The sequence below is a fragment of the Mycobacterium zoologicum genome, assembly GCF_020181635.2.
In the GTDB taxonomy this organism is placed as follows: Bacteria; Actinomycetota; Actinomycetes; order Mycobacteriales; family Mycobacteriaceae; genus Mycobacterium; species Mycobacterium zoologicum.
The window spans coordinates 54965-69184 of record NZ_JAYJJS010000008.1 but is presented as its reverse complement, the minus strand read 5'-3'; the positions used below and the strand labels follow the sequence as shown (position 1 = coordinate 69184).

General features: G+C 67.4%; 15 protein-coding genes. 9 read left to right on the top strand and 6 right to left on the bottom strand.

Annotated features, from left to right (window positions below):
- Nucleotides 1-3: 3 nt before the first annotated feature.
- On the bottom strand, nucleotides 4-822 hold the full coding sequence (locus K6T84_RS09075; protein WP_225400570.1) for an NAD(P)-dependent oxidoreductase: 819 nt from the start codon (nucleotides 820-822) through the stop codon (nucleotides 4-6).
- Between the two features lie 125 nt (nucleotides 823-947).
- On the opposite strand from K6T84_RS09075, the gene K6T84_RS09070 reads away from it, so the two are divergent.
- The 3 genes from K6T84_RS09070 to K6T84_RS09060 all read left to right on the top strand — a co-directional run bounded on the left by K6T84_RS09070 (nucleotide 948) and on the right by K6T84_RS09060 (nucleotide 4322).
- Entirely contained in the window at nucleotides 948-1733 is a 786-nt protein-coding gene (locus tag K6T84_RS09070; RefSeq protein WP_225400571.1) for an SDR family oxidoreductase, read from the top strand.
- An 18-nt stretch (nucleotides 1734-1751) separates the two neighbouring features.
- Nucleotides 1752-3032 (top strand): cytochrome P450, encoded by a 1281-nt coding sequence (locus K6T84_RS09065; protein WP_224862486.1) that lies wholly within the window; start codon nucleotides 1752-1754, stop codon nucleotides 3030-3032.
- Between the two features lie 75 nt (nucleotides 3033-3107).
- A complete protein-coding gene (locus tag K6T84_RS09060; protein ID WP_224862488.1) occupies nucleotides 3108-4322 on the top strand; it encodes a cytochrome P450 in 1215 nt (404 codons plus the stop codon).
- A 3-nt stretch (nucleotides 4323-4325) separates the two neighbouring features.
- Here the strand turns inward: K6T84_RS09060 and K6T84_RS09055 are convergent, their stop codons facing one another.
- Complete coding sequence (locus tag K6T84_RS09055; protein WP_224862490.1) at nucleotides 4326-5864, bottom strand: aldehyde dehydrogenase family protein; 1539 nt, start codon at nucleotides 5862-5864, stop codon at nucleotides 4326-4328.
- 112 nt (nucleotides 5865-5976) lie between these two features.
- Between K6T84_RS09055 and K6T84_RS09050 the strand changes: the two genes are divergently transcribed.
- A complete protein-coding gene (locus tag K6T84_RS09050) occupies nucleotides 5977-7191 on the top strand; it encodes a CaiB/BaiF CoA transferase family protein (protein WP_225402051.1) in 1215 nt (404 codons plus the stop codon).
- Here the strand turns inward: K6T84_RS09050 and K6T84_RS09045 are convergent.
- Nucleotides 7188-7997 (bottom strand): thioesterase family protein, encoded by an 810-nt coding sequence (locus K6T84_RS09045; protein ID WP_225400572.1) that lies wholly within the window; start codon nucleotides 7995-7997, stop codon nucleotides 7188-7190. The genes K6T84_RS09050 and K6T84_RS09045 overlap by 4 nt on opposite strands.
- Nucleotides 7994-9007 (bottom strand): NAD-dependent epimerase/dehydratase family protein, encoded by a 1014-nt coding sequence (locus K6T84_RS09040; protein WP_225400573.1) that lies wholly within the window; start codon nucleotides 9005-9007, stop codon nucleotides 7994-7996. The genes K6T84_RS09045 and K6T84_RS09040 overlap by 4 nt, the downstream gene beginning before the upstream one ends.
- Nucleotides 9008-9092: 85 nt before the next feature.
- On the opposite strand from K6T84_RS09040, the gene K6T84_RS09035 reads away from it, so the two are divergent.
- The 5 genes from K6T84_RS09035 to K6T84_RS09015 are packed head-to-tail and all read left to right on the top strand — an operon-like array spanning nucleotide 9093 to nucleotide 13145.
- On the top strand, nucleotides 9093-9506 hold the full coding sequence (locus tag K6T84_RS09035) for a Zn-ribbon domain-containing OB-fold protein (protein ID WP_225400574.1): 414 nt from the start codon (nucleotides 9093-9095) through the stop codon (nucleotides 9504-9506).
- A 9-nt stretch (nucleotides 9507-9515) separates the two neighbouring features.
- The gene (locus K6T84_RS09030; RefSeq protein ID WP_225400575.1) at nucleotides 9516-10664 is read left to right on the top strand and encodes a thiolase family protein; all 1149 of its coding nucleotides are present in this window, start codon (nucleotides 9516-9518) and stop codon (nucleotides 10662-10664) included.
- Between the two features lie 16 nt (nucleotides 10665-10680).
- A complete protein-coding gene (locus K6T84_RS09025) occupies nucleotides 10681-11910 on the top strand; it encodes an amidohydrolase family protein (RefSeq protein ID WP_225400576.1) in 1230 nt (409 codons plus the stop codon).
- A 58-nt stretch (nucleotides 11911-11968) separates the two neighbouring features.
- Nucleotides 11969-12463 (top strand): helix-turn-helix domain-containing protein, encoded by a 495-nt coding sequence (locus tag K6T84_RS09020; protein WP_224862501.1) that lies wholly within the window; start codon nucleotides 11969-11971, stop codon nucleotides 12461-12463.
- Nucleotides 12456-13145 carry a nucleotidyl transferase AbiEii/AbiGii toxin family protein gene (locus K6T84_RS09015; RefSeq protein WP_224862503.1) on the top strand — a complete coding sequence of 230 codons (690 nt, stop codon included), beginning with the start codon at nucleotides 12456-12458 and terminating at the stop codon, nucleotides 13143-13145. The genes K6T84_RS09020 and K6T84_RS09015 overlap by 8 nt, the downstream gene beginning before the upstream one ends.
- Before the next feature lie 172 nt (nucleotides 13146-13317).
- On the opposite strand, the gene K6T84_RS09010 is transcribed toward K6T84_RS09015, so the two are convergent.
- Nucleotides 13318-13803 carry a nuclear transport factor 2 family protein gene (locus tag K6T84_RS09010; protein ID WP_225400577.1) on the bottom strand — a complete coding sequence of 162 codons (486 nt, stop codon included), beginning with the start codon at nucleotides 13801-13803 and terminating at the stop codon, nucleotides 13318-13320.
- The gene (locus K6T84_RS09005; RefSeq protein ID WP_225400578.1) at nucleotides 13796-14218 is read right to left on the bottom strand and encodes a Zn-ribbon domain-containing OB-fold protein; all 423 of its coding nucleotides are present in this window, start codon (nucleotides 14216-14218) and stop codon (nucleotides 13796-13798) included. Before K6T84_RS09005 ends, K6T84_RS09010 begins: the two co-directional genes overlap by 8 nt.
- Nucleotides 14219-14220 lie beyond the last annotated feature (2 nt).

Here is a 14220-nt window from a genome sequence, read left to right as displayed (position 1 = left end):
CGGTCACGACAGATCCAGCAGTCCGGTCTCGGCCACCGTACGCAGCTGGCCCAGCTCCACGCCCCGGTCCGCGGCCGCCTCGATACAGGCGGCCACATCCTTGCGCATGAACGGCGCAACGACATCGGCGAAGCTGTCCACTCCCCCGGCCGACCGCACGTATCCCGCGGCCCGGCTACCGCCGCTGCAGTGCTCCAGCACCGCGAACAGGCTGGCATCGGGGACGTCGAGGTTCTTCGCCAGCTCCACCGCGGCCGCAACCAGTTGCGCGTTGGAGGCGAACAGCACGTTGTTGATCAGTTTGAGGTTCAGTGCGGTGCCCAGGGCTCCGGTCGTGATCACCGGATCGGCGTAGGCGGTCAGCACCTCGCGGGCGCGGGCCACCGCGTCATCGGGGCCGCCGAGCAGCACGGTCAGCTTGCCCGCGGCGATGTCGTGGGCGCCGCCGCTGACCGGCGCGTCGACCAGCACCGGCCCGTCGGGAAACGCCGCGATCAAGTCGGTCAGCGTGCTGACCGTGCCGGTGGTGTGCGACACCACGATCGTTCCGGGTTCGGCCGTGGCCATCAGCCCGTCGGGTCCGCCGGCGACCTCACGCAGCTGGGCGTCGGAGAACAGGCAGCTGATCACGATGCCGGCGCCGCGGGCGGCCGCGGCCACCGAGTCGACCGCCACGGCGCCGAGGGCCGCCAACTGCTCGCGCACCTCGGCGCGGCGGGCGTACACCTGCACGCGGTACCCGGCGCCGAGCAGGCGGCGCACCATCGGCTCACCCATCTGGCCCGCCCCGATAAACCCGACGACCTGGCCCGTTGCGCTCATTCTCGGCTCCTCAAAGCGGCTTTCGGCTTTCCGGTGGTGGCAACCGTAGCATTGTCCACCGGCGCCGAATTAGTTACAGTCGAGCTTACTGTCGACTTTACGGCTAACGCCTGAAGGCTGGTGAGATGGGCAACTCGCAGCGCAAGGTGGTGATCGTCGGCGCCGGGTCGGGAATCGGCGCCGCGGCAGCCGCGCATTTCTACTCCCGCGGCGACCATGTGCTCGCCGTCGACGTGCGCCCGCAGCAGACACCCGCAACGCAACATGTCCGCTGCGACCTGCGCGACGCCGGGGCCATCGCCAAGTTCACCGGTGGGCTGGATGACGGCTGGGATCTGCTGGCCCACGTCGCGGGCGTGCCCGGAACCGCGCCGGCCGCCGACGTGCTCACGATCAACTACCTGGGGATGCGCCTGATGACCGAGGGGATGCTGCCGCGGCTGCGCCGCGGCGGCGCCGTGGTCGCGGTGGCGTCTACGGCCGCGCTCGGCTGGGAGCAACGCATCGAGGCGCTCAACGGACTGCTCGACGCGGCCGACGCCGAGTCGGTGATGCGCTGGCAGGCCGGCCAGGACCCGGCGTTCCCGGTTTACACCACCTCCAAGCAGGCGATGATCCTCTACACCAAGCGACTGGCCACGACGGCGCGGGCCCGCTACGGGGTGCGGATCAACACGGTGAGCCCGGGCCCGGTCGAGACGCCGATCCTGCCCGACTTCGAGGCCTCGATGGGCAAGCAGATGCTCGACTCCGTGCGCGACACCGTCGGTCGGCACGCCCGCGTCGACGACATCGTGCCGCTGATCGACTTCCTCGGCTCTCCGGCGGCCGGATGGATCAACGGCCAGGACATTCTCGTCGACGGCGGTTTCGTCACCGCTATCACCGCCGGCACCCCCATCACCGTCTGAGATCTGCGAGAGGACAACATGACCGTCGATTCATCTGCCAACGCACCGACATCACCACACCCGTATCACGACCTCGACATCTCCGAAACGGCCTTCTGGGGCAGGGATTTCCGAAGCCGCGATGACACGTTTGCGACGCTGCGCAGCGAGCAGGGCCTGACCTGGCACCGGCCGATGCCCGCTGTCTTCCCCCACGAAGAGACCGGCTACTGGGCGGCGACCCGGCACGCCGACATCAAGTTCATCAGTCAGCACGAAGAGCTGTTCTGCTCCAGCGAAGGGGTCAGCGTCGACCCGATGCCGGCCGAGATCCAGCGCAACATGACGTTCTTCCTGGCGATGGACCCCCCGGAGCACACCCGATACCGCAAGCTGATCAGCTCGGGCTTCACTCCGCGGCAAGTCCGTCGCATCGAGGACCAGATCAAGACCAATTCCCGCAGCATCGTCGACGACCTATTGGCGCAGCTGCGCGCCGGTGAGCAGATCGACTTCGTCGCAGCGTGTTCCGGGCAATTGCCGATGCGCACCATCTCCGACATGATCGGGATCGATCCCGCCGACCAGGAGAAGGTCGCCTACGCCGCCGAGTGCCTGTTCAGCGGCAGCGACGACGAGTACGCGTCCCTGGAGGAACGGGCCGTGCACGTCATGACACAGCTGGGCGTACTGGCCGGCTCGGGCGTAGAGCTGGCGCAGCGCCGCCGCACCGAGCCGCACGACGATCTGATGACCGAGCTGGTCAACGCCGAGGTCGACGGACACCGGCTCACCGACGAGGAACTCGGCTCGTTCATGGTGCTGCTCGGTTCGGCGGGCAACGACACCACCAAACAGACCACCACGCACGCCTTCAAGGCCCTGATCGAGCATCCCGAGCAACGCGCCTGGTTGCTGGCGGACTTCGACAACCGGATCGGCGGCGCGGTCGAGGAATTCGTGCGCTGGGCGACGCCGGTGCTCGCCTTCGCCCGCCACGCGGTGGCGGACACCGAGGTCGCCGGAACCGAGATCAAGGCCGGGGACAAGATCGGCCTGTTCTACTGTTCGGCCAACCGCGACGAGACGGTGTTCGACCGGCCGCACGAATTCGACATCACCCGGACCACCAACCCGCACCTGGGATTCGGCGGCGGCGGTGCCCACTACTGCCTGGGGACCCATGTCGCCCGGATGGAGCTGCGGCATCTGTTCTACGAGCTGCTGACCCGGCTTCCGGAGGTCTCACTCGGCGAGCCGGATTACCTGCAGAGCACCTTCGTGCACGGCATCAAGCGGCTGCCGATCAGTCTCGCCTGACCCTGGCGCTACGACTGCCCCATCATTTACTGTAATCATTACAGTAACTCACTCCGCACAGACGGGAGACCAGCCGTGGAGAGTCAGGTCGACGACGTCGCCGCCGCGCTCGACAAGCCGGCCGGCTACATCCGCAACCCGTATCCGTACTTCGAGGACAAGCGCCGACAAGCCGGGATCGCTCCTGGGACGGTCATGGACTACTCGAAGACCCCTGAATCGCTGCGACCGAAGACATCATTCGCCGCCGTCTCGTTCGAGGCGGTCAATCAGGTTTTCCGCGAGGCGGATTCGTTCAACTCGCGCATATACGACATGACGATCGGACTGTTCCTCGGGCCGACCATCCTGGCGATGGAGGGTGAGCCGCACCGCAAGCACCGCAACCTGGTCTCCTCAGCGTTCAAGCGGAAGTCGCTGGCGCACTGGGAGCCCGCAGTGGTGCGGCCGGTGTGCACCGCGCTGATCGACGAGTTCATCGAAGCCGGCACCGCCGATCTGGTGGCCGATTTCACCTTCGAGTTCCCCACCCGGGTCATCTCCAAGTTGTTGGGCCTGCCCGAGGAGGACCTGGCCTGGTTCCGTCAGCGAGCGATGGAGTTGATCAGCTACACGGTCGACTTCGAGCGGGCGTTCACCGCGTCGACGCAGCTGAAGGACTACTTCCTGGCCCAGATGGACAAGCGCAAGGCGCACCCCACGGAAGACATCATCGGCGACCTGGTCACCGCGGAGGTCGACGGCGAGAAGCTCACCGACGAGGCGATCTATTCGTTTCTCCGGCTGCTGCTTCCGGCCGGGCTGGAGACCACCTATCGGGCCACCGGCAACCTGCTGTATCTGCTGCTGACACATCCCGAACAGTTCGCCGCGGTACGCGCCGACCACGATCTGATCGGCGCCGCCATCGAAGAGGGACTGCGGTATGAGACTCCGCTGACCACCGTGCAGCGCACCGCCATCCGCGACACCACCGTCGCCGGAGTCTCGATTCCCGCCGGCGCGGTGGTCGACGTCTGTATCGGTTCGGCCAACCGCGACGAGACACGCTGGGAGCGCCCCGAGGAGTTCGACATCTTCCGCAAGTGGATCCCGCACATCACGTTCGCCGCCGGCGAGCACACCTGCATGGGCCTGCACCTGGCCCGGATGGAGATGCGGGTGGCGATGGAATGCCTGCTGGACCGGCTCGGCGAGATCGCGTTGATCACCGACGACGACCCGCACATCTACGGCCAGCCGTTCCGCTCACCGCGCCGGCTTCCGGTGACGTTCTCCGCCAAGGGCTGACCCTCACCCCTGGCGCGGCCGGCGGTGTCCGATCGTCTTGGTCTCCAGGTACTGCGAGAACCCCTCGATCCCGCACTGCCTGCCCACGCCGCTGCTCTTGAAGCCACCGAACGGGGCGTCCGCTCCGTAGTACATGCCGCCGTTGACCCCGATCGCGCCGGTGCGAACCCGGCGGGCGATCGCCATCGCGCGTTCGGCCGACGCCGACACCACCGCACCGGCCAGACCGAACGGACTGTCGTTGGCGATACGCACCGCGTCGTCGTCATCGGTGAACGGCATGATCACCAGCACCGGACCGAACACCTCTTCGCGTGCGATGGCCGCGTTGTTGTCGACGTTGACGATCACGGTGGGCGCCATGTAGTGACCGCCCGCCAGGTGGTCGGGCAGTGCGTCGAATGATCCCCCGCCCGTGGTGATCTCGGCTCCGTCGGCGGCGGCCTGCGCGCAGGCGGCGACCACCCGCTGCTTGGCCTGGGCGCTGATCAGCGGACCGACCAGGGTCTGCGGCAACGCCGGGTCGCCGACCGTCACCGCCGCGAACGCCGCGGTCACCGCGGCGACCATCTCGTCGAACAGCGAGGCGTGCACCAGCATTCGTGAGGTGGCCGCGCAGGCCTGCCCGGCGTGCACACAGACCCCGACCGCGCCGGGGATGACCTTGGCCGGGTCGGCGTCGTCCAACACGATCAGCGCCGACTTGCCGCCCAGTTCCAAGAAGGTGCGTTTCATCGTGTCGGCGCCGGCCCGGGTCAGCAGCTTGCCGACGGCGGTGGACCCGGTGAACGACACCATGTCCACCCGCGGATCGGTGCCCAACACCGCTGCGACGTCGTTGGATTCGGTGGCCACCACGTTGACCACCCCGGCGGGGATGTCCGTTCGTTCGGCGATCAGCCGCCCCAGCCGGGTGGCGTTCCACGGGGTGTGCGGGTCGGGTTTGAGCACCACGGTATTGCCGGCGGCCAGCGCCGGCCCCAGCTTGTTCAGGATCACTTCGATGGGGAAGTTGGACGGGGTGATCGCCGCGACCACACCGACCGGCTCCTTGACAACGGTGCGGACGTTGCGGTCGCCGAACACTCCGCCGCCGTCAAGCGTGCGCTCCCATTCGAACTCGTCGATCAGCCGTGCGGGGTACCGCAGCCCGTCGACCAGCGGCCAATCCAGTTGTGCCAGCTGGGTTGTCATCACTGGACAGCCGACTTCGGCGATCAGCTCGGTGCGCAGCTCCTCCTGCTCGGACTCCAGCGCCGCCTGCAGCTGTTCCAGACAGCGCCTGCGCAGCGCGCGGTTGGTCGACCAGTCGGTGTCGTCGAAGGCGCGCCGGGCGGCACCGATCGCGCGGTCCATGTCGGCGCCATCGGCATTGGCGGTGGCGCCCAGGATTCGGCCGGTCGCCGGGCTGACGTTGTCGAACTGCGCGCCGGCGCCGGCATGCACCAGTTCGCCGTCGATCAGCAAGCGCGTTTCTGCGTTGCCGGCGGCCCGTTCGCCGATATCCACGCTGGTGATGGCTTGTGCCACGACGTCGGTCACCGGGACCCCCTCGATTTCGGATGCCCAACCGTAACCATTACAGTAGAATACTTCAATTGGTTCTCAGTCGGTTCGCACGCCCGAGCAGGAGCGCACTGAATTGATCAAGGTCATGGACGGCTTCCGGGTGCTGGAGGTCGCGCAGTACACGTTCGTCCCCGCCGCCGGCGCCATCCTGGCCGACTGGGGCGCCGACGTCATCAAGGTCGAACACCCGGTGCGCGGCGACACCCAGCGCGGATTCATCCGAATGGGCGGGTTCGAACTCGACCCCGACCGGCACCCCCTGATCGAGCATCCCAACCGCGGCAAGCGCAGCGTCGGAATCGATGTGTCCACACCCGGCGGCCAGCAGGTGCTGCACGAGTTGGCCGCCACCGCAGACGTTTTCCTGACCAACTACCTGCCGCGAGCCCGGCGCAAGAACCGCTTCGACGTCGCCGACATTCGTGCGGTGAACCCGAACATCATCTACGCGCGCGGCAGCGCCTACGGCGACAAGGGCCCGCAACGCGACATCGGCGGCTTCGACGGCACCGCGTTCTGGACCCGCAGCGGGGTCGGCCACGCGCTGAGCCCCGAAGAGCTCGGAGCACCCATCTCCCAAGGCATCCCGGCCTTCGGCGACTCGATCGGCGGGATGAACATCGCCGGGGGGATCGCCGCGGCGCTGCTGCATCGCGAGCGCACCGGGGAGGCGCTGGAAGTCGACGTCTCGCTGCTGTCCACGGCGTGGTGGGCGGCCGGCGCCAGCGTGACGCAGGGCATGGAGACCGGCGAGGCCATGCGGGCACCGATGCCACAGTCCGGTGGCTCACCGGCGAATCCGTTTCTGGGCAACTACACCACCTCCGACGGCGGCACCATCAACCTGTGCATCGTCAGCCCGACCGGCTATATCCGGGATACCTTCGAGCACTTGGGTATCGGCGAGGCCGCCGATGATCCGCGCTTCGCCGACGTGCTGCCGCTGATGCAGAACGCCGAGGCTGCCAGCGACCTGATCGTGGCCGCTGTCGCCGCCAAGCCCTTCGCCTATTGGCGCGAGCACCTCAAGACGATGAAGGGCCAGTGGGCGCCGTTCCAGAGCCTGGTCGACCTGGGCTCCGACGAGCAGGCCCTGGCCAACGACATGATCGCCGAGGTCGAGGCGGCCGATGGCGGGCAGCCTTTCAAGGTGGTGCGCGGCCCGGTCCAGTTCAACGGTGAGCCGTTGCAGACCACCCGCGCCCCGCAGGCCTCCGAGCACACCGAGACGGTGCTGCTGGAGCTCGGAATCGAATGGGACCGCATCGAAAAGCTCAAGGAATCAGGCGATATCGCCTAGCTTTCCCGCGAGGCCTCCCCGCCGTATTTGCGTTCGGCGTCGAAGTTGAAGTTCGCGATGGCGGTCGACATGCCGGCACCGATCGGACCCAGCGTGTCGTACAGGCTTGCGCTTCCGGTCGCCACGCCTGCGTCGCTGTAGTGGGTCAGCGCCGCCAGCCCGATGTACTCCCCAACCGGAAGCCGGCTCAGGGTCAGGGTGTAGTCGGCGTTGATAAAGGCCAGTCCTTTGGTGCTGAAATTGGTCAGCGAGGCGGTGACGTCGACGGCCATCGCCGCGCGCACGAACGGCGTGAGCTCCTCGCCGTCCACGAGGTCACGTATCTCGCGCAGCCAGGCGTATCGCGGTCCGGCATGCTGCCACGGGAATGTGTTGCCACCGTCGTCGCCGTAGGCCCGGATGAACATCGGCACCGACTCGTCGGGCGACGCCGGTTCTTCCGGGAGCGGCGGCAGGCTGACCTCGGTGGTGAAGAAGTCACCGTCGGGCTGGGGGCCGCGGCGCAGGTACAGCGCCGAGGCACGAGCGACCAGATCGCCGTCCTGGGTCATCTCGGCGTCGATGGAGCGCATCCGCGAACCGGAGCGGACCACCGACGCGCTGACCCGCAGCGGTGCACCGGCCACCCGGCGCAGGATCTCGACGGTCAGCCGTGCCGGCTGCAGGTCGTCTTCGGGCACGTGCTGCTCGACGGCACGGGCCAGCAGGCCGCCGACCACCTGACCGCCGAGCGTCGGCCCCCATCCGCCGTGGGCGATGGGGTTCGGCACCAGGTCGTCGTCACGGCGAACCACGAACGGGATCATGTCCTGCTCCGCTCCAGGTAGAACCGCGCGGCACGGCGGATCGAGTGTTCGGTCGGTTCCGGGTGCCAATCCAGTTCCCGGGTGGCCTTGCCGTGGGAAGCGGGAGACGTCAACGCCATGAGTCGCGCACCCGTTGCGGTGAACGCGAAGTCACGACGCAGCAGCACCCCCAGCGCGCCGACGAGGTGTCCCACCATGTGCAGAATCGCCATCGGAATACCAAAGCGCGGCGGCGGGACCCCGACCGATTCGGCTGCGACGGTGAGCATCTCGCGCTGAGTCATGTACCGCTCGGAGATGATGTAGCGCTCGCCGATCCTGCCGCGCTCGGCGGCCAGCAGCATCCCCCTGGCGGCGTCGTCGATTCCGACCACCTCGGAGCCCACGCCGCGCGCGTAGGCCGGCATCCTGCCCAGCGCGGCAAGCTGAACGAGCGTGCCTTGCCGCGGCTGCCAGTCCGGCGGACCGTACGGATTCGACACGTTCGTGACGACGGCCGGCAGGCCACGATCGGCGGCGTAGGACAGCACCAGGCGCTCGGCTTCGCGACGGGAGGCGATGTAACCCCCGCCCTGGTCGGCCCAGTTGAACGGGGTGTCTTCGTCGACTGTTTCACCGTTGCGTCCCACCGCGATGGTGCCGATGGTGCTCAGGAACACGAACCGGTCGAGGCCGGCCGGCGCGGCGACTTCCAAGACGTTGCGCAGACCTTCGACGTTGGTTCGAAACAGTGGTGCGGGATCGCGCAGTTCCGCTCGGGTGTCGACGACGCAGTAGTACACGACGTCCCGGTCTGCCATGGCCGCGGCGACCGCATCGGTGTCGAAGATGTCGCCGTAGTGCCGTTGCACGTCGAGTCCGTCGATCCCTCTGGTGGAACTGGAGCGACGCAGCAGCACGCGCACGTCGTCGCCGCGGGCGACCAGCTGGCGGGTGACGCAGCCGCCGACGTTGCCGCTGGCACCCATGACGAGGGCGCGCCGCCGCTCGGCCGCCGATCCATCGTTCATCGTCCTACCCGGGTCCCTGGTCAACTCGCGCTATCGTACATTACTGTAAGTATTACAGTTAATAGACCCATTACGCGGAGGTGCCATGCAGAAGCCGCTTGCCCCCGACATCTCGACCTGGCCGGAGGCGGACCCGCAGTTGGTCGGCAGTCACTGCGCGGGCTGCGACGCCACGGTGTTTCCGGCCCAGCCGCGCTGCCCGGCCTGCAGCGGCGACCAGATGAACCGGGCACTGCTGCCGCGCACCGGCACCCTGGTGGCCTGGACCACCCAGGGATTCCCGCCCGGCCCACCGTATCTGGGTCCGGCCGGCAAGGAGTTCGTGCCGTTCGGCGTCGGCCTGGTGCAGCTCGGCGACGTCGTCCGGGTCGAAGGCCGGCTCACCGAAAGTGACCCGGACAAACTGCAATTCGGCATGCCGGTGGAGTTGACCATGATCCCGTTCGCCTCCGACGCCGATGGCAACGAGATCATCACCTTCGCCTTCCAACCGGTTTAGGAGACTGCGATGGCCAACGACGTAGCGATCATCGGGGTCGGGCTGCACCCGTTCGGCCGTTTCGAAGGAAAGTCGGCGATGGAGATGGGGGCCGACGCCATTTTCGCCGCCGTCGCCGACGCGCGCGTGGACTGGAAGGACATCGGCGCCGCCACCGGTGGCAGCTGGACGATCGCCAACCCGGACGCGATCGTCGGCATGGTCGGCCTGTCCGGCATCCCGTTCACCAACGTGTTCAATGCCTGTGCCACCGCGGCCAGCGCGGCCAAGGTCTGCGCCGACGGTATCCGGCTGGGCGACTATGACATCGGTATCGCCGTCGGGCTGGACAAGCACCCGCGCGGGGCGTTCACCGAGGACCCGGCACTGGTCGGGATGCCGCGCTGGTACGCCGAGAACGGCCAGTATCTGACCACCCAGTTCTTCGGCATGAAAGCCAACCGCTACCTGCACGATCACAACATCTCCCAGCAGACCCTGGCCAAGGTTGCGGCCAAGAACTTCCGCAACGGCGCGCTGAACCCGAATGCCTTCCGGCGCAAGCCGATGTCCGAGGACGAGATCCTGGGTTCGACGATGCTGAACTACCCGCTGACCCAGTACATGTTCTGCGCACCGGACGAGGGCGCGGCGGCGGTGGTGATGTGCCGCGCGGACATCGCGCACCGTTACACCGACAAGCCGGTGTATCTGCGCGCCGTGGAGGTGCGCACCCGGCGCTACGGCGCTTACGAGGTGAACACCACCTTCGCGCCGGTAACCGAGGACGCCGCGCCCACGGTGTACGCCGCCCGCGCCGCCTTCGAAAAGGCCGGTGTGTCACCCGAAGACGTCGACGTCGTCCAGCTGCAGGACACCGACGCCGGCGCCGAGATCATCCACATGGCCGAATGCGGGTTCTGCGCCGACGGCGACCAGGAGAAGCTGCTCGCCGACGGCGCCACTGAGATCACCGGCTCGCTGCCGGTCAACACCGACGGCGGGCTGATCGCCAACGGCGAACCCATCGGAGCGTCCGGCCTGCGCCAGATCCACGAGCTGGTGCGCCAGTTGCGCGGCGAAGCAGGCCAGCGCCAGGTGCCCGGCGAGCCCAAGGTCGGGTTCGCCCAGCTCTACGGCGCACCGGGCACGGCTGCGGCCACCATCCTGACCCGCTAGCGACCGGGAGGCACCCATGGCCCAGTTCCACGACGCACCGATCTTCGATGCCGACCAGCACATGTACGAGACCCCCGAGTCGCTGACCAAGTACCTGCCGGAGAAGTACTCGCGGGCAGTCCAATTCGCCCAGATCGGCCGACAGACCCGGATCATCATCAACAACCGGGTCAGCGACTTCATCCCCAACCCCACCTTCGAGCGGGTCGCCGCACCGGGCGCTCACGAGAAGTTCTTCGCCGGCGAGAACACCGAGGGCCTGACCCTGCGTGAGATGCAGGGCCCGGCCATCGAGGCGCCGGCCGCCACCCGCAACCCCGCTGACCGAGTCGCCGAACTGGACCGCCAGGGCGTGACCGAGGCGCTGAACTACCCGACGCTGGCCAGCCTGGTCGAACACTCCAGCGCCGATGACCCGGAGCTCACGCTGGCGATCATCCACGCGCTCAACCAGTGGATGGCCGAGCACTGGACCTACAACTACGGCGGCCGGGTGTTCTCCACACCGATCATCAACCTCTCCGAGGTCAAGGGCGCGCAGCGGGAACTGGAGTACATCCTCGATCAGGATGCCGCGGTGGCGCTCATCAAACCCGGACCGGTCAACGGCATCGGTGGCTGGCGCTCCCCGGCCCTACCGGAGTTCGACCCGTTCTGGCGTGACGTGGAAGCCGCCGGCCTGCCCATCGTGCTGCATGCCAGTTACCCACCGCTGGACGACTACGTCGGCCGCTGGGAGCCGCCCTACACCCAGAACTTCATGGCGCAGAGCGCATTCCGCTGGATGGTGCTGGGGCATCGGGAGATCGCCGACATGATCACCGCGCTGATCTGTCACGGCACCCTGACCCGGTTTCCCAAGCTGCGCATCGCCAGCGTCGAGAACGGCAGCTCGTGGATCGGCCCGCTGTTTCACGACTTCGGCGACCTGTACAAGAAGATGCCGCAGAACTTCCCCGAGCATCCGCATGAGGTGTTCCGGCGCAACATCTGGGTCAGCCCGTTCTGGGAGGGCTGTATCTCCGACGTGGTCGACACCGTCGGCTGGGACAAGGTGCTGTTCGGATCGGACTACCCGCACCCCGAGGGCCTGCCCGAGCCGAAGGGCTTCTGGCGCTATGCCGAGGGCATGGATGTCCGGCGCACCTATGACTTCATGGGCGACAACGCCCGCCGGTTCATGGGGTTGCCGATCGCCAACCCGGACCCCGAGGCGCTTAAGCCGCCGGTGGCGGCAGGTGTGTGAGTTCGCGACATAGGCAGGTCAGCGCCGCTTTCACCGCGGCGTGTATACAATGAGATACATGCCTGCGCGGAACCCCGATATCGCGGAACACACCGAAGGTGTGCTGGCCGCGATCGGTCGCGAGCTTCGTAACCGGCGGCTGGATCTCGGTGTTAGCGCCGTGACCACCGCCGAAGCCGCTGGGATGTCACGGGTTACCTTGCACCGCATCGAGGCCGGATCACCCGCGGTGACGATCGGCGCCTACCTGAACGCGGCCGCGGCCCTGGGCCTGCGGCTGACCCTCGATGAGCCACCAGCCCCGGGTCGGGAACCGGCACAACAAGCAGCACCTGCGCAACCAGCACCGGCGACGGTTCGCGTGGGCGATTTCCCGCAACTGCGCGCGATCGCGTGGCAACTGCGCGCCGAGACCGAACTCACCGGCGTTGAGGCACTTCAACTGTACGAACGCAACTGGCGTCACGTGGACCAAGCTGCAATGAGCGACGAGGAGCGCGCCTTCGTGCAGCAGCTGGCCGACGCACACAGCGGCGGGGTTCTCCTTGTTTGAGCGAGCGCATCATGTTCGGATTGCCGGCGTCCTCGACGCGCTCGACGCCGAACTTCTGGCGGCATCGAATTGCTACTTCGCCGGCGGCACCGCGATCGCGCTGCGCTACGGCGAATACCGCGAATCGAAGGACATCGACTTCCTGGTCGCCGATGATTCCGGCTACGGCGACCTGCGGGAGAAGGTCCGAGCGCCAGAAGGATTCAACGCGTTGACACGTCGGCCGGTTGCGGTGCTGCGGCCCGTCGTGGCTGATCAGTACGGCGTCAGAACCTTGCTCGACGTTGACGGCGAACCGATCAGGTTCGAGATTGTTTCCGAGGGACGGATCGCCCTGGAGACACCGAGTCCTGGCGACAGCATCTGCGGGGTCGCGACGTTGACTGCCCTTGATATGGCCACCAGCAAGTTGCTGGCCAACTCCGACCGATGGGCGGATCGTGCGGTGTTCAGCCGCGATGTCATCGACCTGGCCATGATGGAGCCCGGCCCGGACCTGCTGAGCCGGGCCATCGCCAAGGCTGAGTCCGCTTACAGGTCGGCCATCATTGATGATCTGAACAAGGCCATCGACGACTTGCGGGACAACCCGCACCGCCTCGATGACTGCATGCGCGAGTTGCGGATGTACGACACCCCCAAGGCGGTTCTGTGGGATCGCATCAAACGGCTGCGCCCGTAGGCATGCCTCAGCCGAGATGACGCCGCGTCTCTCATGTGTCGCGCCCGGTCCGAGCACGTCACTGCCCCAGTGCGGGGCAACACCCCCGTCAAGGACGAATCCTTACGTCAAGGAGTCAACCGAACCGGGGGCAGACCCTCTGCCCCGGCGCGGCCGACAGTTGACGGAACCCCTACTTCATCAGCCGCCCGGCAACCCGCCCCAGCACCGCCCGAACCCGCGGCGAGAGGTAGACGGCGAACAGCCCGTTGAACACGTCCTCGCGCAGCCGGGTCAGCGTCGAAGACTTGATCCGCCAATGGCCGTCGACCTTCTCGTAGGTCTCGGTGTAGTGGCCGTAGCCGCGCAGGTTCATACCCGGGCCGAACCGCACCACGTCTTCGAGCGCCCACACCCCGTGCGCGGTGGTCGGCGAGTCCGGCTCGATGTCGGGCGCATGCACCTGGTGCACGGTGGGCTGCGAGCGCAGGCTCTTGCGGGTGAAGGCGACGAATTCGTCGGCGCCACTGATGATCTTCCCGCCCGCCCGCGACGTGTCGCTGAGGAAGTCGTCGGTGAACAACGCGCGCCAGGCAGCCCAGTCCTTGGTGTCCAGATACCGGCAGTAGCGGGATTTCAGGCGTTTGATCGCTTCGATGTCCGCGGCGGCGTCAGCCATGATTCACCGCCGGTTCGTAGCGCAGCATCGTGACGTCGTGTTCCGGGTAGTCGCAGAACACCGGCCGCACCCGCATACCGACCGCCAGATCGGCGGGGTCGACGTTGACGAGCTCGGTGGAGAACCGCGGTCCCTCATCCCATTCGACGATCGCCAGCAGTTGCGGCACGGCGTCGGCGAAGTGCGGGCCGACCGGCCGCCGGGCCACCGTGAAGGAGTACAGCGTGCCCATCCCGGAGATCTCGCGCCATTCCAGGTCGTCGGCCAGGGTGCGCGGGGCCCGCACCCGCGGGTAGAACACGTAGCTCTCGGTCGACGGCGAGTACTGGATGACAATGCGGTGCTGAGCCAGCGCATCCCAGAACGGTGCGGTGGTCGGCGTCTTGACGGGCATCGGCCGTTCGAAGGTCATCACCG